The sequence below is a fragment of the Chryseobacterium sp. HNCC26DJ238 genome (genome assembly GCF_057180465.1).
This window is the reverse complement of the sequence record NZ_JBXUGI010000005.1, coordinates 134,805-158,448: the sequence shown is the minus strand read 5'-3', so window position 1 is coordinate 158,448 and position 23,644 is coordinate 134,805. Positions and strand designations below refer to the sequence as shown.

General features: G+C 38.7%; 18 protein-coding genes. 7 read left to right on the top strand and 11 right to left on the bottom strand.

All coding sequences use genetic code 11. From position 1 onward, the window contains the following. Positions 1 to 109 precede the first annotated feature (109 nt). Positions 110 to 1,375: a serine hydroxymethyltransferase gene (gene glyA / locus AC2A07_RS06485; protein ID WP_484049744.1), complete on the bottom strand. Its 1,266-nt coding sequence runs from the start codon at positions 1,373 to 1,375 to the stop codon at positions 110 to 112. A gap of 280 nt (positions 1,376 to 1,655) precedes the next feature. Between glyA and AC2A07_RS06480 the strand changes: the two genes are divergently transcribed. Further along, entirely contained in the window at positions 1,656 to 1,949 is a 294-nt protein-coding gene (locus AC2A07_RS06480) for a hypothetical protein (RefSeq protein ID WP_314494088.1), read from the top strand. A 186-nt stretch (positions 1,950 to 2,135) separates the two neighbouring features. Here the strand turns inward: AC2A07_RS06480 and AC2A07_RS06475 are convergent, their stop codons facing one another. From AC2A07_RS06475 to AC2A07_RS06460, 4 genes are all read right to left on the bottom strand, one after another. After that, positions 2,136 to 3,332, bottom strand: coding sequence for an efflux RND transporter periplasmic adaptor subunit (locus AC2A07_RS06475; RefSeq protein WP_484049743.1), 1,197 nt, complete (start codon positions 3,330 to 3,332; stop codon positions 2,136 to 2,138). Between the two features lie 123 nt (positions 3,333 to 3,455). After that, entirely contained in the window at positions 3,456 to 4,727 is a 1,272-nt protein-coding gene (locus AC2A07_RS06470; RefSeq protein ID WP_484049742.1) for an ABC transporter permease, read from the bottom strand. A 75-nt stretch (positions 4,728 to 4,802) separates the two neighbouring features. After that, positions 4,803 to 6,032 (bottom strand): ABC transporter permease, encoded by a 1,230-nt coding sequence (locus AC2A07_RS06465; protein ID WP_314494093.1) that lies wholly within the window; start codon positions 6,030 to 6,032, stop codon positions 4,803 to 4,805. A 73-nt stretch (positions 6,033 to 6,105) separates the two neighbouring features. Continuing rightward, positions 6,106 to 6,795, bottom strand: coding sequence for an ABC transporter ATP-binding protein (locus AC2A07_RS06460; RefSeq protein WP_484049741.1), 690 nt, complete (start codon positions 6,793 to 6,795; stop codon positions 6,106 to 6,108). Between the two features lie 430 nt (positions 6,796 to 7,225). Here AC2A07_RS06460 and AC2A07_RS06455 point away from each other — a divergent pair, with 430 nt between their 5' ends. Both AC2A07_RS06455 and AC2A07_RS06450 read left to right on the top strand, forming a co-directional pair. Further along, positions 7,226 to 8,200 carry a ribonucleotide-diphosphate reductase subunit beta gene (locus tag AC2A07_RS06455; RefSeq protein WP_484049740.1) on the top strand — a complete coding sequence of 325 codons (975 nt, stop codon included), beginning with the start codon at positions 7,226 to 7,228 and terminating at the stop codon, positions 8,198 to 8,200. Between the two features lie 421 nt (positions 8,201 to 8,621). Beyond that, complete coding sequence (locus AC2A07_RS06450) at positions 8,622 to 10,280, top strand: ribonucleoside-diphosphate reductase subunit alpha (RefSeq protein ID WP_123887109.1); 1,659 nt, start codon at positions 8,622 to 8,624, stop codon at positions 10,278 to 10,280. Positions 10,281 to 10,361: 81 nt separating this feature from the next. Here the strand turns inward: AC2A07_RS06450 and AC2A07_RS06445 are convergent, their stop codons facing one another. Next, positions 10,362 to 11,210, bottom strand: coding sequence for an alpha/beta hydrolase family protein (locus tag AC2A07_RS06445; RefSeq protein ID WP_484049739.1), 849 nt, complete (start codon positions 11,208 to 11,210; stop codon positions 10,362 to 10,364). Positions 11,211 to 11,540: 330 nt separating this feature from the next. On the opposite strand from AC2A07_RS06445, the gene AC2A07_RS06440 reads away from it, so the two are divergent. The 4 genes from AC2A07_RS06440 (at position 11,541) to AC2A07_RS06425 (ending at position 15,781) form a co-directional block, all read left to right on the top strand. Further along, positions 11,541 to 12,314, top strand: coding sequence for a HipA family kinase (locus AC2A07_RS06440; protein WP_314494103.1), 774 nt, complete (start codon positions 11,541 to 11,543; stop codon positions 12,312 to 12,314). Beyond that, positions 12,301 to 12,684: a DUF3037 domain-containing protein gene (locus AC2A07_RS06435; RefSeq protein ID WP_314494105.1), complete on the top strand. Its 384-nt coding sequence runs from the start codon at positions 12,301 to 12,303 to the stop codon at positions 12,682 to 12,684. Before AC2A07_RS06440 ends, AC2A07_RS06435 begins: the two co-directional genes overlap by 14 nt. Before the next feature lie 21 nt (positions 12,685 to 12,705). Then, the gene (locus tag AC2A07_RS06430) at positions 12,706 to 13,704 is read left to right on the top strand and encodes an alpha/beta hydrolase fold domain-containing protein (protein ID WP_484049738.1); all 999 of its coding nucleotides are present in this window, start codon (positions 12,706 to 12,708) and stop codon (positions 13,702 to 13,704) included. Positions 13,705 to 13,939: 235 nt separating this feature from the next. Then, a complete protein-coding gene (locus AC2A07_RS06425; protein WP_314494109.1) occupies positions 13,940 to 15,781 on the top strand; it encodes a carbon starvation CstA family protein in 1,842 nt (613 codons plus the stop codon). Between the two features lie 88 nt (positions 15,782 to 15,869). On the opposite strand, the gene AC2A07_RS06420 is transcribed toward AC2A07_RS06425, so the two are convergent. From AC2A07_RS06420 to AC2A07_RS06400, 5 genes are all read right to left on the bottom strand, one after another. After that, positions 15,870 to 16,217: a hypothetical protein gene (locus AC2A07_RS06420; protein WP_484049737.1), complete on the bottom strand. Its 348-nt coding sequence runs from the start codon at positions 16,215 to 16,217 to the stop codon at positions 15,870 to 15,872. After that, complete coding sequence (locus AC2A07_RS06415) at positions 16,214 to 17,041, bottom strand: alpha/beta hydrolase (protein ID WP_484049736.1); 828 nt, start codon at positions 17,039 to 17,041, stop codon at positions 16,214 to 16,216. The genes AC2A07_RS06420 and AC2A07_RS06415 overlap by 4 nt, the downstream gene beginning before the upstream one ends. A 662-nt stretch (positions 17,042 to 17,703) precedes the next feature. Further along, positions 17,704 to 20,412, bottom strand: coding sequence for a TonB-dependent receptor plug domain-containing protein (locus AC2A07_RS06410; RefSeq protein ID WP_484049735.1), 2,709 nt, complete (start codon positions 20,410 to 20,412; stop codon positions 17,704 to 17,706). A gap of 123 nt (positions 20,413 to 20,535) precedes the next feature. After that, a complete protein-coding gene (locus AC2A07_RS06405) occupies positions 20,536 to 22,866 on the bottom strand; it encodes an ATP-dependent helicase (protein WP_484049734.1) in 2,331 nt (776 codons plus the stop codon). Between the two features lie 406 nt (positions 22,867 to 23,272). Next, positions 23,273 to 23,641 carry a response regulator transcription factor gene (locus tag AC2A07_RS06400; protein WP_484049733.1) on the bottom strand — a complete coding sequence of 123 codons (369 nt, stop codon included), beginning with the start codon at positions 23,639 to 23,641 and terminating at the stop codon, positions 23,273 to 23,275. Between the last annotated feature and the right edge of the window lie 3 nt (positions 23,642 to 23,644).

Sequence of the window (23,644 nt, the reverse complement as noted above, 5' to 3'; positions counted from 1 at the left end):
GATGGGTGATGAAAATATGCTTTATTAAAAAGAGGCACAAATTATTTGCACCTCTTTTATCTCTATATTGTTAGAAGCCGTCAGCTATATGCCAACAGCGGTCAGCTTTTTAATAATTAAATAAAGCTTTTCCTTCCATGAGTCCGTTGACTTTCTTTCTGACTCCTGAAATTACTTCTTCATTTCCAATATGATCAACAACTTCTGAAATAAGTTCAGCGATCGTATTCATATCATTTTCTTTCAGTCCTCTGGTAGTAATTGCAGCAGTTCCCAATCGGATCCCTGAGGTAGTGAAAGGAGATTTGTCATCAAAAGGAACCATATTTTTATTGCAGGTAATATCAGCTTTTACCAGAGCTTTTTCAGTTTCTTTCCCGTTAACTCCTTTATTTCTGAGATCAACCAGCATCAAATGGTTATCAGTCCCACCGCTTACAATATCAAATCCTAATCCTACCATTGCCTTTGACAAAGCCTGAGCATTTGATTTTACCTGCTTTGCATAAGTGAGGAACTGGTCATCAATCGCTTCAGCAAATGCAACTGCCTTTGCTCCGATGACATGCTCTAACGGCCCACCCTGAATTCCAGGAAAAACAGCACTATCCAAAACCTGACTCATCTGCTTAATTTCTCCCTTCGGAGTCGTATGTCCGTACGTGTTTTCAAAGTCTTTTCCCATCATGATCATTCCTCCTCTTGGACCCCTTAAAGTTTTGTGAGTCGTTGTGGTTACAACGTGACAATGTTCGAATGGAGAATTAAGCAATCCCTTAGCCACCAGACCTGCGGGATGAGCAATATCTGCCCAGAGTGTTGCACCGATCTCGTCTGCGACTTCTCTGAATTTTGCATAATCTAAATCTCTTGAATAGGCCGAAAAACCTGCGATCAGCATTTTAGGTTTTTCTCTTAATGCCACTTCTCTCATCTGGTCATAATCGATCAGACCGGTTTCCTGCTGAACACCGTAAGAAACCACATTATATTGAATTCCTGAGAAATTCACTGCAGAACCGTGGGTAAGGTGACCTCCCATAGAAAGATCCATCCCCATGATTTTATCACCAGGCTTCAGAACTGCCAGATAAATTGCAGCATTGGCCTGGGAACCTGAGTGTGGCTGCACATTCACATAATCAACCCCAAAAAGCTCCTTTGCTCTGTCAATGGCTAATGTCTCAACCTCATCTACTACTTCACAACCTCCGTAATATCTTTTTCCGGGATATCCTTCCGCATACTTGTTAGTCAATACACTTCCCATCGCCTTCATTACATTTTCAGATACAAAGTTCTCTGATGCAATAAGCTCTAATCCGTGGGATTGTCTTTCTCTTTCTTTTTCGATAAGGTCAAAAATAATGTCCATTTACTTTTAGATTTTAGATTTTGAATTCCAAAATTACGGAATTTCCGAGAATTATGGGTTATCAACCAGCTCATTAATTTATAATTGATTCATCATCCTGTAATTTCACATACATCTTGATAAGTTCCTTTTACATGCCCTAAGCAATGAATTTCTTAAAATTAGTTAAGATTAAACCTTTTGTGAATTCGGGAATAAATTTTGAGTAATTTTAAAAAGTCTCTTCATTAAAAATATATATTTGCATTCATCTTAAAAAAGCGAAAAATCGTCTGAAATTATGGGAAAGAAAAAGTACAAAAAACAATTGCTCAGATCTTTAAAATCTCTCGGTGAATCTGAATATTTAATCCTTAAAAGCATGACAAATCTTATGCTGCAGGGAGAACTAAAGAAAAACAATATCGATTTTAAAGATGGCGACACATTTAGTTTCAAAGACAATATTTTTGATTACAGCGAAGATAAAAATGTAAGAAAACTGGCTAAACTCCGTAGAGAAATGCTCTCTACCATGAACAAACTGGTGATAAGAAACAAATTCAAAGACAAAGAAATTAAGTTTTTGAGTTAGTTTCAAACAAGGTTTTTTAAGATCAGTTTAAGATTAAAACTGTAATCTAAAAGTTTATTCAGTCAACTCTGATAACAGCCAGACAAAAAAGTCCCGGAAATCCGGGACTTTTTTGTTTAATTTAAAACAGGTTAAAGATTCTTTGGAACCGTTTATTTAATTCTGTCTTATCTCAGATAAAACAAATTACTTTTTCGCCTTTTCTTTTAATTCTTCTTTATCCTTATCCGAAGGATTCCATACTTTCACCTCCGCATTCTTATCAATACCTGAAAGAATCTGCACATTGATACCATCACTCGCTCCTAATTTTACATACACTTTTTTGAATTTTCCGTCAGGTTGTTTCACCTCTACAAAAGCTTTGTCTTTACCGTTCCTTTTTTCGTACTGAACCAAAGATTCATCCAGCAGCAAAGCATTTTTCTGAGAACTCATGACTATTTCTCCATTCGCTGAAAATCCTGCTCTGATGTACTCATTGTTAGGATTGTGAACATCCCCTTCCACAGGGAATTTTATCGTTCCGTTATTATCTTTTCCTTTGGGAGCGATCATGGTCAGTCTTCCCGGGAAAGATTTATTCTGTAAAGCACCGATGACAATATTCATATCCATTCCCTGTTTCAGTTTCCCTGCCTGTGCTTCATCAATCTCCCCCTGGAAAATTAATGAATTTAAATCTGCAATCGAACAAATGGTGGTTCCCGCATTAAATGAGTTGGCTTCAATTACCTGGCTTCCTACTTTTACAGGAACTTCCAAAACAGTTCCCGCAGCTTTTGAACGGATCTGTGTGGTTGCAAGACCCTGCAATTCCGGAGTTGCCCCGGTTTTTACAATCTGCAGTCTTTTCTGTGCCGTCTGAAGCTGCTGATTGGCATTCTTTACACTTTGCTGCATTGAATATAACTGCTGCTGAGAATTCAGATACTCCTGTTTTGAAATGACTCCCTGACTGAAGAGTTTCTGCTGCATGGCAAACTGTTTCTGCATATTGTCAACATTCATTTTTGCATTGCTGATCTGGAGCTGAGAATTCATAACCTCCTGCTGTGCATTGTTTACTTCAGCAATATTCGGAATAATTTTCACTGTTGCGATCAGCTGCCCTGCTTCTACTCTATCCCCTTCATCCACCAGGATTTTATCGATAATTCCAGCAATATTCGGCTTGATTTCAATTTCTTCCTTCGGAACAATTTTTCCTGTTGCCATTACTTTATCATCCATATTCTGAACGCTCGGTTTTCTGGTCAGAAAAGCTTCACTCTGCTTAGAATTTGACTTTACCAAATAGCTGATTCCCGAAAATAATGCAAGCGCAAATAAAAGCCCAAGGACAATATAAATAGCTTTTTTCCAGGTGAACTTCTTTTTCATAAGTAAATTTTTATTTTTTTAATGGTCACATGATATCGCCGGCGATGTCACATATATAGTTTATTTTTAATATTATTTTTATTCTGATTGTGTTTTTATCAGTTTCTTTTCAACTTCAGGAACCTATTCACTTCTCAGGGCTTCAATAGGTCTTATTTTTACTGCCCTCTGCGCAGGAATCATACCAATGATCAATCCTAAAATCACCATGACCGACATTGCAGCGAAAACATTCCCGTAGTTGACGGTGGGATTATAGAATGGAAAATCATCCTGATTCTGCGTGAGCATATTAAAAATCATCAGGACAAAAATCCCGAGAATAAACCCGAGCAGTCCCGAACTGAGTGTTATTACAACACTTTCCAGTAAAATCTGGTTTCTTACCTCAGACGGCTTTGCTCCCAAAGCTCTCCTGATACCGATCTCTTTGGTCCTTTCCTTTACCGTGATCAGAAGAATATTTGAAATAGCAATGACTCCTGCGAGAATTGTCAGTGCTCCTACAATGATCGTAAGAAGCTGCATTCCGCTCAGGAACCCTGTCAGTTTTTTGAATTCTTTACCCAGATTAAAACTTCCGAATGCATTGGTATCTTCAGGAGAAATCTGATTTTTAGCCTTCAATTCGGTTTTTACTCTTTCTTCAACACTGTTTACATCTACATTGGGTTTGCTGACAATCGCAAACATATCGATCTGTTCCCCTGCATTATACATTTTCGTATAGGTGGAAAGCGGGATAAACACGGTACGGTCATTTTCAAAACCACCTCCTTTTCTTACTCTGAAAACTCCTATAACATTGAAAAAAAGCCCTTTAACATTGATAGACTTACCCAGTGGATTTTCTTTCTTTTTTGAATCAAAAAAGTTGTTATACACTTCTTCACCAATTACGGCCACGCTTTTATTTCCGGTAACATCCGCATCATTGATGTATCTTCCGAAAATGAGTTTTTTTTCTGAAATTTTATTACCGATCGGATAATCTCCGGTAAGGGAATATGTGGCATTTTTCCCGTTCCTTGACATCGATTCACCAGGAGTACCTGTAAAACTCCCCCTGGAATTCTGTGGTGAAATATAATCGATATCTGAAATTTTTCTTTTTAAAACATCTACATCAGACAGTTTCAGGTTAACATCTCTTCCCTTTGGAAAACCTTCATAAGGGATCGAAGTATTCTGTGCCCACAGAAAAATAGAATTGGTCGCAAAACCTGAAAACAATTTATCAAAACCATTCTCCATCCCCTTGGCAGAGCCCAGCAAAACAACATACAGAAACATCCCCCAGCCCACTCCGATCATGGTAAGGAATGTGCGGAGTTTATTATTCCGTAATGAATAATAAATTTCCTGCCAGGTATCTTTTTTAAATAAAATGTTCACTTTAGTACGTTATAAGTTATTGGTAGAAGTTAATTTCATTCTTAAATTATCTCATTCTCAAATTTTCAAATTAAATTATTCTGTTCTTAATGCTTCGATAGGTTTAATTTTGGAGGCTCTGTAGGCAGGAACAAATCCTGCGATCAGACCTGAAAAAACAAGTGCCACAAATGCTGCGAAAATGGTTCCCCAACCGACACTCGGGCTTTTAATAAAATAATCTTCAAGGCTGTCTCCTATTAAATGTAAAGCCAGAACGCCTACACCTACGCCTACAAACCCTGATACAACGGTAATCACCACACTTTCCTGAACAATCAGCGCAACTATACTCCGCGGCTTGGCACCAATCGCTTTCCGGACACCGATTTCTTTGGTTCTTTCTTTTACGATATATACCATGATGTTACTGATCCCGATAATCCCTGCAAGCAAAGTTCCCAATCCGATAAAGGTTACAATTCCTGTGAGTACTGCCATAAACATGAAAGTTTCGTTCATATTCTGAGCATTATTCCACACACGGACCGCATTTTCATCATCCGGAGAAACACTTTTTCTGGCTTTCAGTTTATCTCTTAACTGTTCGCCATATTTTATGGCTTCAGCCGGTGTCATATTTTCGTTGTACGCAATATACACTCCACTTACCGTATCAGAACCTTTTTTCATTTGCTGCAGCGTTGTGATCGGAACGGTAATATGCCTCTCATCCCAGTCTCCGCCATCATCTGAAAATACTCCGACTACTTTAAACATTGTTCCGTTGATATCCAGGTCTTTCCCGACCGGGCTTCCGTTTTTGATCAGATCCCGCTGTACCATTCTTCCGACTACAGCTACGTTTTGTTTTCTCTGCAAATCCCCCGGTGTAAGGTATCGTCCTTCGAGCATTTTCCTGTTCTCGATGAATTTTTCTTCCGGATCTGCGCCGTTGATCTGGTAAGTACCGCTTTCTTTCCCGTACTTTACCATCAGATTGGCAGTATATCTGGGCGTGGAATAACCAACTTTCTCTTTATCACTTCCGATCAGAAAATCGTAATCATCATTATTCATCGTTACCGTTCTGTTCGACTGCAGGCCTTTATAAGCTACTGTCGTATTTCCTGTAAAAATAGAAATCAGGTTCTGAGCATCTCTCGCAAAGCCCTGCGTAAAAGCATTTTTCAGACCGGTCCCTATTCCGAAAAGAACAATAAATATGAACAGACCCAATGCTACCGTAAAGCCTGAAAGTACGGTCCGCAATACATTACTGCGAATAGAACTGAATATTTCTTCCCAACGATCAAGGTCAAACATATTTTTATTTTTTTTTACTTGTAAAAAAGTGAATTTACTTCGCAGGCAATTTTCTTTTATTCACCACTCACCTTTAAAGAACAATCTGCTGAATAAATTCGTCACTCTCCATAATTCCGTCTCTAAGGATGACGTTTCTTTTGGTTTGTGCAGCCACATCCGGCTCATGGGTAACCACGATGATCGTCTTCCCCTCATTATTGATATCCTGAAGAAGTTTCATAATATCATGGGTGGTTTTTGAATCTAATGCTCCTGTAGGTTCATCGGCCAGGATCACCTTAGGATCGGTAATCAATGCCCTTGCAATAGCAACTCTCTGTTTCTGCCCGCCCGAAAGTTCATTCGGAAGGTGGGTTGCCCACTGCGCAAGACCCACTTTTTCGAGATACTCCATTGCTTTCCGGTTACGTTCCTTTCTCGGTACATTCTGATAGTACAGAGGAAGCGCAACATTATCCAGGGCGGTTTTATATCCAATCAGGTTAAACGACTGAAATACGAAACCAAGGAATTTTGAGCGGTATTCTGCTGCTTTCACTTCGTTAAGATGCTCAATCGGAATTCCGTCAAGCTCGTAAACCCCACTGTCTTTTTCATCTAAAATTCCGATAATATTCAAAAGGGTCGATTTTCCTGAACCGGAACTTCCCATAATAGAGACAAATTCACCTTCTCCGATATTAAGATTAATACCTTTGAGAACGTGCAGCTTACTCTTTCCGGTGTCGTATGATTTATGCAGATCCTGAATTACTAACATGAAGCGTTGACTGTTTTTATTCTCAATAAGTAGTAGATCTTTTGCTTTTGTTACAAGATTAAAAAAAACTTTACAAATTCACATGTTTAACATACAATAATTTGCAAATCAGTAATTTACAAAAGTCTGTTTAACCTATATCTTTACAGGGCTTAGATTTTTGATCATTAACTATCTCTAAATCAATATCAGAGGGAGTTTCATGTAAATGTGGAAAACTTTTAAGGTTAAAAGTCAGTCAATTAGTCTTTACCCCTTTCTAAATCGTTTCTTTTTTTCGAACTTTGTGCTTCGCACGATACAAGAGATGAACACTCTTCTACGTTGAAAGGTTTTATACATAACCCTCAACTGATCAGAAAGTTATCATTTTCCTTGATTTTAAATACCGTGAATCTATTTTTATAATTTTAAGACATTACACTATAATATGGGAATTTTTGATAAAAGAATAAGCTATAAGCCATTTGAATATCCTGAAGTTCTTCAGTTTACTGAAGCAATCAACAAATCATTTTGGGTACACTCTGAGGTTGATTTTACAGCAGATGTACAGGATTTTCAGTCACAGCTTGAACCACACGAAAAAAATGCTGTAAAAAATGCACTTTTAGCCATTGCCCAGATTGAAGTTTCGGTAAAGTCATTTTGGGGAAATCTTTACAGCCACCTTCCAAAACCTGAACTGAATGGTTTGGGATCTACATTCGCAGAATGTGAATTCCGTCATTCTGAAGCCTATTCCCGTTTGCTGGAAGTTTTGGGATATAACGAAGAATTTTCTCATGTTGTAGAAGTTCCTGCATTAAAGAAAAGAATTGATTTCTTATCCAACGTTCTGAAACATGCCAATTCAGCAACACCAAAGGAATACGTATCATCGCTGCTTTTATTCAGTATCCTGATTGAGAATGTGTCTCTGTTTTCACAGTTTGCCATTATTCTTTCTTTCACAAGATTTAAAGGTTTCATGAAAAATGTTTCCAACATCATTGCGTGGACGTCTATTGATGAGCAGATTCATGCTAACGGGGGAATTTACCTGATCAATAAAATCCGTGAGGAGCAGCCTGATCTGCTAACCGATTCTGATATTGAAGATATTTATACTTTAGTTGATCAATCCATAGAACTGGAAGAAGAGATTCTGGACTGGATCTTTGAAATGGGTGAACTGGATAAATTCTCAAAACAGGATTTGATCAACTTTATGAAATACCGTGTTGACGAAAGCTTAATTAAAATCAACATGGAAAAACGGTACAATACCACTGCAGAACAATACAGCCCGATGAAATGGTTTGAAGAAGAAGTTTTTGCCAATTCTATGGATGACTTCTTTGCCAAAAGACCGGTGGATTATACGAAGCATGATAAGAGTATTACGGCGAATGATTTGTTTTAAAAAATTCTCCTGCACTGAAGAAGTAGAAAAAATGCACAAATAATCAGGTTGCCTAAAACTTCTTTTCAGAACTCATCATGTCGTATTGAATTGTCGAAGTATTAGGAAAAAACCTTGAATTTTGATTAAAACATCAATACAGGGATTTAACCCGTTTTTAAAAGAAAAAGAAATTCATCTGAATTTAGCCAAAACTTAAAGCTATTGTTTTTCGGAATAATAGACTCAGTGATAAGAAAGACAAACCACCGTCTTAGCCCTGATTGCAGCGGCATCCTTTTTTCTGGGTGACTGAGCGCAGTCGAAGGTACCCAGAAAAAAGATACAGCGGAAAGCAGGTACACAAGTGAGAAGAAAAACAAATTTTCTGCTCCTGAAAATTAACAAAACAATGTACTTAGTGCATTTTACAATATAAAAAATGGAAGAACAAAACAACAATATCTGGTGGCTCAACGAAGAATCTGAGCAAATGCTGAACAGAGGCTACCTTCTGAAAGGCGAAACCGTAGACGGCGCAATCGACAGAATCACGACTGCAGCAGCAAAAAAATTATATAAACCTGAACTACAGCCGGCTTTCAAGGAGATGATCATGAAAGGATGGATCAGTTTTTCTTCTCCGGTGTGGGCAAATATGGGAACGCAGAGAGGTCTTCCAATCTCTTGTTTCAATGTGCATATTCCGGACAGCATTGAAGGAATTACCCACAAAATGGGTGAAGTAATCATGCAGACGAAAATCGGGGGCGGTACTTCGGGATATTTCGGGGAACTGCGTAACAGAGGAACTGCGGTGACCGATAACGGAAAATCTTCGGGTGCGGTTTCCTTTATGAAACTTTTTGATACTTCAATGGATGTCGTTTCTCAGGGCGGTGTAAGAAGAGGTGCTTTTGCAGCCTATCTAGATGTAGACCACGGCGATATTGAGGAATTTCTATCAATTAAAGATATCGGAAGCCCAATCCAGAACCTGTTTACCGGAATCTGCGTACCGGATTACTGGATGCAGGATATGATTGACGGTGATGCCGACAAGCGTAAAATCTGGGCAAGAGTATTGGAGAGTCGTCAGCAGAAAGGCCTTCCCTACATCTTCTTTACCGATAACGTGAACAGAAACAAACCGCAGGTATATAAAGACCTTGGATTAACCATCAATGCGAGTAATCTCTGTTCGGAAATTATGCTTCCGTCTACAAGACAGGAATCTTTCATCTGCTGTCTTTCTTCGATGAACCTGGAATTATATGACGAGTGGAAAGATACGAATGCTGTACAGCTGGCAATTTATTTCCTTGACGCTGTTTTATCTGAATTTATCGAGAAAACGGAAGGAAATTATTACCTTCAGGGAGCAAGAGACTTTGCAATGCGTCACAGAGCACTTGGATTAGGTGTTTTGGGTTACCACTCTTACCTTCAGAAAAACATGATTCCTTTTGAGAGTTTTGAGGCAACACAGTTTAATGCTAGAGCGTTCAAACACATCAGAGCACAGGCTGATATCGCATCAAAAGAACTGGCCAACATCTATGGCGAGCCTGAACTTCTGAAAGGTTATGGAATGAGAAATACAACGGTCATGGCAATTGCCCCTACCACTTCAAGTTCAGCAATTTTAGGACAGACTTCTCCCGGAATTGAACCTTTTGCTTCAAATTATTACAAAGCAGGTTTAGCAAAAGGAAACTTTATGCGTAAGAATAAATATCTTGCTAAATTACTTGAGGAAAAAGGTCTTGACAATGAGGAAACATGGAGAACCATTATGTTGAATCATGGTTCTGTACAACACCTTACTGAACTTACTGACGAAGAGAAAGCAGTATTCAAAACCTTCAAGGAAATCTCTCCAATGGAGATCATTTCCCAGGCAGCACAGAGACAGCAATACATTGATCAGGCACAGTCCCTGAATTTACAGATTCCGTCTACCATGCCAGTAAAAGATGTGAATTACCTGTACATCGAAGCATGGAAAAAAGGAGTAAAAACCTTATACTATCAGAGAAGCTCATCTGTTTCTAAAGAGATGATGGTGAATTTTGTGAGCTGTTCGGCTTGTGAAGCTTAAGTGAAGAGCAGAAAGAGCCAGATTACAGGCTTTTATCTATTAAAAAGAGACCGCAGAAATAATTTTCTGCGGTCTCTTTTTTTATTCATTGACAATTTTATCTGTGATAAATCTGATACACTTTTCGACAACCGTATTCAGATCATCAGGTAAAGTTTTTTCTTCCCATGGTTCTTTTGCTCCAAACGTATGGTTGGCATTTTCCACTAAAAAAAGTTCAGTATTCGGATTCAGGATATAAAGGTGTTCGGCATTTTTCATACTGACTGCTTCGTCGGAAGTTCCATGAATGATCAGAACATGGGCTTTTGCCATTTCCATGGATCGCTCGACATCAAAACGATGCGGATCGCGGTAAAAATCCTCATAAAACTGATAAAAATGCGGCATCTGCTGTTTGGTACGTGCATTCTCCACATAATAGACCCCTTCTTTTTTCCAGTTTTCCAGGGCTTCATCTTTAGGAAAACGTTCAAGATGATCAACACTTGCAAGGGTAATCAATCCATTGATTCTGATATCTTCACAGGTTTTAATAATCGAAATTCCTCCTCCACGGCTATGTCCTATTAAAATCACTTTCTGGCTGTCAACTTTAGGATCTTTGATAAAATGATCAAGAACCGCATCAAGATCAGACAGTTCCTTTGAATAATTATTATTTCCAAAAGCATCCAGATCGTCAAATGCATAAGGATTATCCAATGTAGTACCGTTATGTGAAAAATTAAACTTAACAAAGAAAAAACCTGCTTCTGCAAATTTCTCAGACATCAGATCCCAGGCTCCCCAATCTTTATATCCTTTATATCCATGAACGAAGATCACCAGCGGAAGCTTATTTTCGGATTCAGCATAACAAGCATCTGCAGGAAAATCTTTGGTTTCGGGATTTGAGATAATGATGTTTTGATTTTTGATGATTTTCATATTTTTATTAATTGTTTTTTCTCACTGATTTTACAGATTCATTTGATTTTTGTTAAACTAAAAAATCTGGTCAATCAGTCCAGCCTGTGAGAGAAATATTTTAGTTTCAACTATTTTTTTAATACTCGCTTTTAATAATGATGCATTTTTTTAACGTAAAGGTCCGCAAAGAATTTTTTATCGCTAACTGCTTTTAATGTTCACTAAGGCAGTTCACTGAGCAAAGAGTACAAAGCTTTTTAAATTCTGATAGATTATAATCCGATAAATTTTAGACCTAAAAATAGCACAAATACATTTAAACACAAAGGAAAACCTTATTTTTGCGGTATGTTGGATTTAAGAACCGTTACAGTAATGCGCTATATACTGCCGCTGCGGGAGGGTGGTTCGCTCCCTGCTTTGGCAGAAGCTGACGATGATTTTAAATATGTTTTAAAGTTTCGTGGTGCAGGCCACGGCGTAAAAATGCTAATTTCTGAACTTTTGGGAGGGAAGATTACACAGGCTTTGGGACTGCCAATCCCCGAACTGGTTTTTGCCAACCTTGATGTAGATTTCGGAAGAACGGAAGCGGATGAAGAAATTCAGGATCTGCTGAAAAATTCTGAAGGATTAAACTTAGGACTTCATTATTTATCAGAGTCAATTGCATTCGATTCGAGTGTAAAAGTTGATCCGCTTCTTGCTTCAAAAATTGTCTGGCTGGATGCGTTTATTACCAATATCGACCGGACGTTTAAGAATACAAATCTTTTGATGTGGCACAAGGAATTGTGGGTAATTGATAACGGAGCTTCATTTTATTTTCATCATTCGTGGCAGAATTTTGACACGGCAGCAAAAACCCCGTTTAAATATGTGAAAGACCATGTTCTCCTCCGGCAGGCCACCTTATTGGATGAAGCTGAAAAATTTGCTCACGAAGTTTTAAATGATGAGGTTTTCAGAGAGATTGTCAATCTGATACCACAGGACTGGCTGCATTGGGATGATGCTGAAGAAAATCCGGACGAGATACGTGAAGTTTATTTTAACTTCCTGAAAACCCGATTAGAAAACTCTCAAATCTTTGTAAACGAAGCCAAAAATGCAAGAGGATAAAATATACGAATACGCCGTTATACGCCTGGTGCCGAAGGTTGAAAGAGAAGAGTTTTTCAATATAGGATTGGTCATGTTTTCGAAAAGGGAAAAATTTATTAAAGTAGAATTTTACCTTTGTCCGGATAAATTTAAACTGATAAAAAGCCAACTCGATTACGAAGACATTATCAAAAATCTGGAAAGCTTTAAAAATATTGCGGAAGGAAAAAAAGATGGCGGGCCAATAGCCATGCTGGACATTCCCGATAGATTCCGTTGGCTGACAGCTGTGAGGAGTGCAGTTGTGCAGACTTCGAGACCTCATCCGGGGAAATCCAAAGACCTGGAAAAGACTTTTGGTAAACTTTTTGAGGAGTTAGTGAAATAATATACCTCAACCATTTACTTTATGAATTTATTTATCAGCAATACAGATATCAACAGGTTTTTTATGAACCTATTTTTTATTTTCTTTTTTTCAGTATCCCTGTCTGCACAGACATCAAAAAGTATTTTACTTCAGCAGAAAACTGCAGTTTCTGAAAATATCACCTATAAAAAAGATGACAAAGGGAAAGATCTGCAATTAGATATATACAGACCAAAAAATTCAGCAGGTAAACAACTGCCGGTTGTGATCTTTCTCCATGGCGGAGCGTGGGCTTTAGGTGACAAAGTAATCGCTCCTGATAATTATGTAGAACAGACCATTTTAAAGCTGACGGAAAAGAACTATGCAGTACTAAGTGTAAATTATCGCCTTGTCAGCGATGACACTCATTTTCCCGGCCCTGTTGAAGATTCTAAAGATGCAGTAAGATGGGTAAGAAAAAATGCAGATCAATATGGTTTTGATCCGGAAAACATCGGTCTATGGGGAGTTTCTGCAGGTGCCCATATCTCCCTGCTTTCAGCATATACTCCGGATAATGAATTTGTCGGTGATCCACAGCTGTCAAAATATTCAGGTAAAGTCGGCTACGTGGTTGATAATTTCGGACCGACGGATATAAACAGACTTCTTCATACCAGAGCACCACAGCCTCTGCTGTTCCTTGTTGGTCGCATTGCTCCGAAAATTATCGATATCAGAACTAAAATTGCGAAAGGAATGACCGGTTATGACATCAAAACTGAAAGAAAAAAGGTAATAGAACTGTGTAAAACAATTTCACCACTTTATTATACCCAAAATACGGTCCCTACATTAATACTTCATGGTAACAAAGATAAAATCGCTCCAATCAGACATTCAAAAAGACTCAACAGGATGCTTAAAAAAGCAGGGACGGAACATTCTTTTATCATCGTAAAGAAAGGGAATCACGGTTTTAAAACCACTGACGCTGCCTATCAGAACGAACTGAATACTGCAATGGTGGATTTCATTGTGTCCCATACACACTAAAGAAATAAATTCAATGTACTGACATTAAATCTATTTTCAAATTGAATCATTCATTAAAATACTGATATACAAATTTTTATATTAGATAACATGTTGTAAAAACAATAACTTTGCTAAATTAATATACATATTGATTCATTTTATACTGAAAATAAGTACCTTGGCAGAATGCTTACATTATTAACAATAAAAGAGCAAAAACCCTAATTATTTATTCTTATAAAATCAAAATGATATGGAATTTCTAAATGGAATTAATGCACTCACTTTGGTGTTTACTTCACTTCTCATCTTTGCTATTGCTTACCGTTTTTACGGAATTTTTCTGGCAAATAAAGTATTGCGCCTTAATGACAAAAATACGACTCCGGCTGTAGAATTTGCAGATGGAAAAGACTACGTGGCTACCAATAAGAACGTTCTTTTTGGACACCACTTTGCGGCAATTGCTGCCGCAGGTCCCTTGGTAGGTCCTGTTTTAGCTGCTCAATTCGGATATCTCCCCGGAGCAATATGGATTTTGATCGGATGTGTTTTGGGAGGCGGTGTCCATGATATGGTGGTGCTTTTTGCATCAGTACGGCATAAAGGGCAGAGTTTAGCAACTATCGCCTCCAAAGAAATAGGAAAAACAACGGGAACGGTAGCAGGTTTTGCTATTTTATTCATCTTGATTTTAACACTGGCGGGACTGTCACTGGCTTGTATCAATGCTATGCACGAGGCATCGTGGTCATTATTTACCGTTATCATCACCATGCCGATTGCCATTATTATGGGATTGATCATGCGGTACAGGAAAAACTCTGTGACTTTCGCGAGTATTCTGGGGGGTGTTCTCCTGATTGCAGGAATTATCGGTGGACACAGCCTGATGCAGAATGAAACCATGAACAGTATGTTTACCTGGGACATCACAACAATTTCCATTGCCATTCCTTTATATGGATTTTTAGCTTCTGTGCTTCCTGTCTGGCTGCTTTTGGTACCCCGGGATTATCTTTCAACTTATCTGAAGATAGGAACAATCATCATGCTCGCCATCGGAGTTATCGTTATTCATCCTACGATTCAGATGCCTGCACTGACAGAATTTATTAACGGAGGCGGACCGGTTATCGGTGGACCGGTTTTACCGTTTATCTTTATTGTAATTGCTTGCGGAGCGATCTCAGGATTCCATGCGGTCATTGCAACAGGGACGACTCCTAAAATGCTTAACAGAGAAAAAGAAATTTTATTTGTGGGTTATGGAGCCATGCTGGTAGAAGGTTTTGTAGCATTAATGGCACTGATTGCTGCCTGTACACTGATGCCGGGAGATTACTTTGCAATCAATACTCCAAAAGATACATATGATGCCTTTCTCGCAACTCACCCCGGTTTACACGGTGTTGATATCGATTATTTTTCAGAAAGGATCGGGATTGACCTGCACGGAAGAACCGGAGGAGCGGTTTCCCTGGCAGTAGGAATGGCACATATTTTCAATAAGATCCCGTATATGGATCAGCTGATGGCCTACTGGTACAATTTTGCAATTATGTTTGAGGCGGTATTTATTCTGACTGCCATTGACGCAGGTACGAGAGTCGGAAGATTCTTTTTACAGGAAATGCTGGGGTCTGTAATTCCTAAATTCAATGATAAAAACTGGACTCCGGGAATTATCATCAGCAGTCTCCTTTTTACTTTCGCCTGGGGATATCTGGTCTTCACCGGAAATGTAAGCAGCATCTGGCCTCTTTTCGGAATCAGTAATCAGCTGCTCGCAGCCTGTGGTCTGATTGTCTGTACTACGATGCTCATCCGCCTCAACAGGGGAAAATATGCACTCTGCTCGGCAATCCCGGGTGTATTTATGGCTATCATAACATTTTGGGCAGGCTATATCCAGGTAATGGATATCTACATTCCTAAAGGACAATATCTGCTGGCAGTGCTGGCAGTGATCGCAATGGTTCTGATGCTGGTGGTTTTTGTCGGTGCGTTTAGAAAATGGTATCAGCTCCTGCAGGTCAAAACTTCCCATACTGATTTTTATGGCGAAACAGTCAAAGAACTGGTGGAGAGATAATCTGCAAACAAAATATAAAAAAGAGATGCAATTTGATTTGCGTCTCTTTTATTTTTTCTGTCTCTTAAAGATTTTTGAGCAGCCCTCATCACACATCAGACTCCCTTTTTCTGTCGGCTTCATCTAAAATTAATTTCTTCCCATCCAGACGATACGCATAGTAGAGTCTGTCTGATGTTTTGGAATTGATTAACAGAATTAAATGATGATCAGTAAGCAGATATCGGTCATCTATCTGTTTGCCATTAATCCATTCCCGGTATCTGCCATTCTTATCAAAACTTAGAGTATATTCAAAATCGTCTTTATCATCTACAATTTCTGCACCTGTTCCATACTGCAATTCTTTTAATTCCCACGAGCCGACAATCGTTTTCTCCTCCGGATCACGACAGGAAAAAACCAAAATGAGTAACAGAAAAATAAATGGTCTCATCGCTGTATCTTTTTAAGTTTTTCGATTCTTCTGATCTCATTTAAAAGCAATGGAAAAGCAGGATGAGCCATTCCTCCGTGATCAAAACCGTCAAGTTCATACAAAACAGTCTGTGTATGACCTTTTAACTTCATCATGCGCCACATATATGCATTTTCTTCATACCTTCCGAGCAGTTCTTTTTCACGGTCTCCGGTGATTAAAAGCAGTGGCGGTGCATCTGCCCGGATAAAATGAAGTGGTGCCATTTCGTCAATCCTTGCATCGAGTTCCTCAATTCCCTGTTCTTTTCTGGTGGTAAAGTGACTGATCATCTGTCCGCTGAAAGGAATAATTCCGGCTAAACGATCAGCATCTATTTTATAGGTACTCAGATAAGATTTATTGAATCCAACCATAGAAGCAAGATACCCTCCTGCTGAATGTCCTGTGATAAAAATCAGGTCTTCACTTCCGCCATATTTTTTGATATTGGTAAAAACCCAGGCCGTTGCCGCCGCTGCATCCTCAATATATTTCGGAGCTTTCACTTTGGGTGAAAGTCTGTAATTCACCGCAATGACCGCTACTCCTTTGTTTTTTAATTCTTCCGGAATATTCTTCTCGCCACCCGTTATTCCTCCTCCGTGAAACCAGATGATCGTGGAGAAATTCCTGACGTTTTTTGGCAAGTAAATGTCCAGAACACATCTTTCATTGATGTATGCATCCGTTTTGTTTGTTTTTTCATCGTAGTAATGAACGTTTGAAATAGTTTGGTATTCCTGTGAAAACAATGGAATTGATGTGATTGTCAGTAAGAAAAACAGAAGCAGTTTTTTCATTGTAGAATTTTTATACGCTAAATATACAAATTTGTAATTTCGTGATTTTGGATTTTCAGGCAACTGGATAAGTGTTTTTTGGTTACTAAAGATTTTAACACATGAGTCACATTAGTTTTAAAATCATCTTTGTGTTGAAGAGAACATATAAGTTTGAAAATTTCCGAGGATGACAAAAGTGACTCTGTTCTTATTAACACATGAGTCACATCAGTTTTAAAATCATCTTTGTGTCGAAGAGAACATATAAGTTTGAAAATTATATAATATGAGGATGACAAATGTGACTCTGCCCCTATAAACATATGAGTCACATCAGTTTGCAAATCATCTTTGTTTTGAAGAGAACACATAAGTTTGAAAATTATATAATATGAGGATGGAAAAGGTGCCTCTGTCCCTATAAACACATGAGTCACATCAGTTTTAAAATCATCTTTGTGTTGAAGAGAACATATAAGTTTGAAAATTATATAATCTGAGGATTACAAAGGTGACTGTGTCCCTGTAAACACATGAGTCACATCAGTTTTAAAATCATCTTTGTGCTAAAGAGAACATATAAGTTTGACAATTAAAAATTTCATGAAATTTCAATCTTTCCTCAAACAAAAAACGGATTCAAAAAAAATTGAACCCGTTCCAAATCAAACTATAAACTATTAAAAATTAAAATTAAGTCTTGCAAAAACATACCTTCCGTTCTGACCAAACTGTGAAGTAGAACGCGAATAGATAAACTGATCATTATTGGTTGATGCAGGAATGTTTTTGGTAGGATAAACATCAAACAGGTTATTCACTCCTGCTGTCAATCCTACGCTTTTTGTAAACTGGTAAGCCAGAGATAAGTCTGTGATAATTTTATCGGTGATAACCTGGTGTTCGTTCGGTGAAATCACTCCGTCACCATTGGCATCAACGGTATCAGGACTGGTTACTTTTCCGAAATAAGTATTTCTCAGGTATAATGAGGCTTTGTCCCATGAGATCGTATGAGACAAACTTGCTTTCGTCCTCGGAACTGCCTCCTCAAGATATACTCTTGCTGCTTCTGAAAAATAGGTGTTTTCCAGATTCGCCGCCTGCAAAGCTCCGGATGAATGTATATTTCCCACTTTTCTTGTCTGATTTAAATTCAGTGCAAAACTGTTATCAAGTTTTACCTGTGAAAATCTCGCTGTATGGGAAATCACTACATCAAGACCCTTTGTCTCGGTGTCAATAGCGTTGGTGAAAAACTGAGCCGCATTGACTCCTTCAGCATCAAATGCTTCCGGTGCCACCGCTCTGGGGAATTGCCCGGTAAGTACTACCCTGTCATCAATCCGGGTAAAATATCCGTCTGCGGTAAATGTTAAACCTGCGGAAGGAATTCTGTAGGTAAACCCTGCACTTGCGGATTTGGAAGTTTCCTGTTTCAGCTTCGGTATTCCTACAAGCTCTGCAAGTTTTGAATCATTACTGAAGGTTCCCACTTCCCGCAAATTACCGTCTGTGAAAAGAGTAGACGTCACATTATAATAAATCTGATGAATCGAAGGAGCACGGAAACCTGTAGATCCTGCAAACCTGAAATTTAAATGATCCGTAAGTTTGATTCTCGAAGCCAGCTTGTAATTGAAGGTAGATCCGAAATCGGAGTAATTTTCATACCTCGCCGCTGCATCAACCAGCAACCAATCTGTAAAATTGAATTCTACATCTGCATATCCCGCAACAGACTGTCTGTTTTTATTAACAGCATTAAGCGGTTTAAAACCTCCGAAAACCTGTGAACCGCCGGGAAGAATATTCCCGAAAAAATCAGTCGGCCTCTGGGTAGATCCGTTGAATAAATTACCGGCTGCATCATAAGCAGAATAAGAAGCTTCTTCTCCGGCTGTTATTTTAAAATTTTCGTACCGGTGCTCAGCTCCGAATGCAACATTGATCCCTTTCCATACATCATATTTTTTTGAGAAATCCAGGTTGATGGTATTCTGGGAAAATCTGAGTCCTCCGGCATCAAACTCAGCCGGAGAAGCGAACCGTAAAGATGTGTTTCCTGTATTGGAAATGGTATAATCAAATGAATTTCTACCGAAAGTATTGCTGAAATCAACATCCCAGCCATTCCAGTTCCCTTTGATTCCTGCAGCGAGGGATAAATCCTGGATATCAGTTCCGATCTGTGGGAGATAACCGTCAGAATAGAGCCCAGTAAACGTTCTGCTTTGATTAGGTTTCCTGTAAAAACCTCCTGAAGTTCCGTGTCTGAAGCTGTATCCTCCAAAGGTATACGCTTTCCAATTGTCATTAATCGGGACTTCAATATTGGCAAAAAGCTGATGGTTATTCAGTTTTGACTGCCCTACCTGCATATTGAAATCTTTTCTTGAAAGACCTCTGTAAGCCAGCTCCTGATCAGTAACATTTTGACCTAACAGTCCCTGCAAACCCGCAATTGTAGTAGCACCCTGAATCTGACTTTGAAACTGGGAAGAAAAATAATCCACGCCCTGAGCATATTGATGTATGTAATTGATCAATTGCTGTGAATTAGGTGTATTTCCGATATCGGTGAACAGTGAAGAAAGGTTTACACCATCATTCAGAGCACGTTTTTCAATAGCATTATAGGCATTGAAGAGATTACCGCTTTCCGTACCTGCTCTGTAGGTTGGATTTCTGAACTGGGAAGACCATGTAATATTATAAAAACCACCCTTATTTCCTATCTTGTTACCATAATTCAAATCGACCTGAACATTCTGGCCGTCAAAATCTCCTGTATGATCATTCGCAGCAGGGGTCAAATTTCCGCCGTATGTAAACTGCCCGGTCAGCTTACCGATATCTCTCTTTAATCCTAAATTGATCACCCCGGCAATAGCATCGGAACCATACTGCGCAGAAGCTCCATCTCTTAAAACTTCAATTCTGCTGATTGCAAAGGAAGGTATCGCATTCAAATCCGTGCCTACCGTTCCTCTTCCCGGTGAGCCGTTTACATTGACCAAAGCTGAAGTATGTCTTCTCTTTCCATTCACCAGTACCAAAACCTGATCCGGACCCAATCCTCTCAGCTGTGCCGGATCCAGATGATCTGTACCATCTGCATTGGTTTGAATCGTTGAGGTAAATGAAGGCGAAATTGAATTCAGTATCTGGCCGATGGTACTCTGCGGAAGAACAACCGATGCTTCTTTAATATTAAATACATCTACAGGAACCGGGCTGTCAGCCTTTGACCTTGCTCCGCTCCTTGATCCTAAAATGACGACCTCTTCTACATTAGCTGTCTTCACCGTATCTTTTTCCTGTGCCGCTGCATAAGTTCCCAGGAAAAACAAAACCGACGCAGACAAAATGGTCTTTTTATTTTTCATACACTCTATAATTAGATATTCTAAATTTTGTTTTTACAGGATGCAAATGTAAAAAATATTTAATAGTCTACAAAAAAAGTAGACTATTAAATTACAAAAAATAATATATTCCGATTATAATTTTTAAATTTTGGTAAGTTTCGCGTACTTTAAGATCAGGTTCTTTTCTCCTTCATGCAGGAAAACGACTTTAGCTTTGATATTCTGCGGATCCGTCCCATCCAGGAATTTCACTTCACCAATTCCGAAACGGTCATGTCTTACTTTATCCCCCACTTCAATATCCTGTGAGGAAGCTCCGCTTGGGTTGATGATTTTCGCAGTACTCACTGGTCTTAACTTTTTCGGCTCTGCGATTGACTTGTCATTATCAGTTTTGGTAATACTTTTCTTTTCGATCTTCCTAAAACTTTTCATTTCGGAAGGATGCTCATCAAAAATATTGGACGTGATCCCCGCATTGTTGATAAACCTCTTCTCAATAGCCGGATTTAAAAACTCAATATAGGCTTCATCAACTTCACTCAAAAACCTTGAAGGCTCTGCATCCGTAATTTTCCCCCACTGAAAGCGCGAAACGGCGTAAGAGAAGAAAGCCTGCTTTTCTGCGCGGGTCAGCGCCACATAAAACAAACGTCTTTCTTCCTCCAGATCTTCACGGGTTGCGGAACTCATAAAACTGGGGAAGAGATTTTCTTCCAGTCCTACGAGATGCACAACAGGAAATTCCAGACCTTTTGAAAGGTGGATGGTCATCAGTGACACCATATCTTCATCATCATCTTTTCTCTGGGTATCAGCAGAAAGGGCAATATTCTCCAGGAAATTCGGCAAACTCGGATCACCGTCCTCAAGCTGCATCTGTTCTTCAATAAAACCCTGCATCGAGTTCATCAATTCCTGTACGTTTTCTACACGTGAAATTCCCTCAGGTGTCTGATCATCTTTTAAGAATTTAATCAGGCCGCTTCGTTTAGCCACTTCCATGGCAACACTGTAAGCAGTTTCTGTTTTAAGCAAAACCTGAAAGGCTTTGATCATCGACCAGAAATCGCTCAGTTTTGTGAGAACCCCATTATTGAATTTCAGCTGTGGAGCGTACATTCCCAGATTGTCTAAAACCTTAGAAACCGGAATATTCTGTGAATCTGCAAAAACAATCAGTTTATTCTGAGTCGTTTCACCAATTCCACGGGTTGGATAGTTAATGATTCTCATCAAAGCTTCGGAATCATTTTCATTGATCAGAAGTCTCAGATAGCCAATAAGATCTTTCACTTCTTTCCTTTGATAGAAAGACAGACCTCCATACACTTTATACGGAATATTTTTCCGTCTCAGGGAATCTTCAAATGCCCTTGTCTGTGAATTGGTACGGTATAAAATAGCAAAATCACTGAATTTTTTCTGATCCCTGTTTCTCAGCTCCCAGATATTTCCTGCAACGAAATTGGCTTCATCAGCGTCAGAAAGTGAGCGGTATACTTTGATCTTTTCCCCTTCTTCGTTCTCACTGAAGACATTTTTCTTAAACTGCTGCAGGTTTTTGGCAATTACCGCATTCGCAGCATTAACGATATTTTGTGTAGAACGGTAATTTTGTTCCAGAGAAACCGTTACGGCATCCTGATAATCTTTTTTGAAGTTTAAAATATTATAAATATTGGCACCACGGAACGAGTAGATTGACTGTGCATCGTCCCCCACCACGCAGATATTTTCAAATTTTGAGGCAAGGGCTTTCACAATCAGATACTGGGAATGGTTCGTATCCTGGTACTCATCGACCAGAATGTATCTGAATCTATCCTGATATTTGGCTAAAACTTCAGGAAACCGGGTCAGCAGTTCATTGGTTTTTAACAGAAGGTCATCAAAATCCATTGAACCGTTTTTATAGCAGGCTTCAACATATTTTTCATAGATCTTCCCAATGAATTTCATGTTGGCCTTTTCATCAGCTTCCATCAGTTCCGGATTGTTGTAATAGGCCTTTACAGTAATCAGGTTATTCTTGTAATTTGAAATTCTTGACTGAACCTTTTTAGGTTTATACAGATCAGCATCAATATTCATATCTTTCAGCACTTTTCTGATGACATTCAGTGCATCCTGCTGATCATAGATCGTAAAGTTGGAAGGATAGCCCAGATAATGAGCTTCACTTCTGAGAATTCTTGCAAAAACAGAGTGAAAAGTTCCCATCCAAAGACTTCTCGCATTGCTCTGCCCCACAACTTTTGCAATACGTTCCTTCATTTCTTTTGCCGCCTTATTGGTAAAGGTAAGTGCCAGGATATTAAAAGGATCTACTCCATTGGTAATCAGATGTGCAATACGCATGGTGAGTACACGTGTTTTTCCGGAACCTGCTCCGGCAAGCACCATTAATGGCCCTTGTATTGTGGTAACGGCTTCATATTGTGGTTCGTTAAGTCCTTTCAGATAATCCATACTGCAAAAAAATTTGGGATGACAAAATTAGTGTATTATAAGGAGAATTCAAATTTGATTTCAGAACTAAAAAGTTTTTATAACCTGTTCTGTTTCATATTTACTTTCATTAAATATTTTTTCACCTATTATGCATTTTCGAAAATAAGTGAAAGAGCCCTGTTTATTTTATATTCTCTAGAAATTCATGTATTGGTACATTTTTTAACCTGCTCAAAAGACAATTTTTTCTGAATAAATTGTTTTAAAAACAGGAAGGATATTTAATTTACTGAAGCAATAAAATTATAGTGACAACAGATGGTTTCACAACATCTTAAAAATACATAATAGTATTATTTATGGCTTAAAACAAAAAGTCAGCGGAAAAAATTCTGCTGACTTTTTATATATATTAAACTGTCCTTTAGGTAGCATAGGCTTTTAGACGGTCAACCATATCTCCCAGGTCAAAAGGCTTCGCTATAAAAGCATCTGCACCGGCATCTAATGCTGACTGCTCTAATCCGCGGCTGGCTGACATGATGAGAACAGGAATATCTTTAAGGTTTTCGTCTGATTTGATTTCTTTACATATATCTCTGCCATCTTCACCGGACAGCCACATATCCATTAAAATCACATTCGGTTTTGAGTCAGCATCTAAAGTTTTCAGCATATCTGAACCTTTATAAAATTTTTCAATCTCAAATCCTTCAAAATCAAGCATCATCTCTATAGAATCGACAATCGCCGGACTGTCATCTACCACTAAAACTTTTGTTGCGTTAGGCATTTT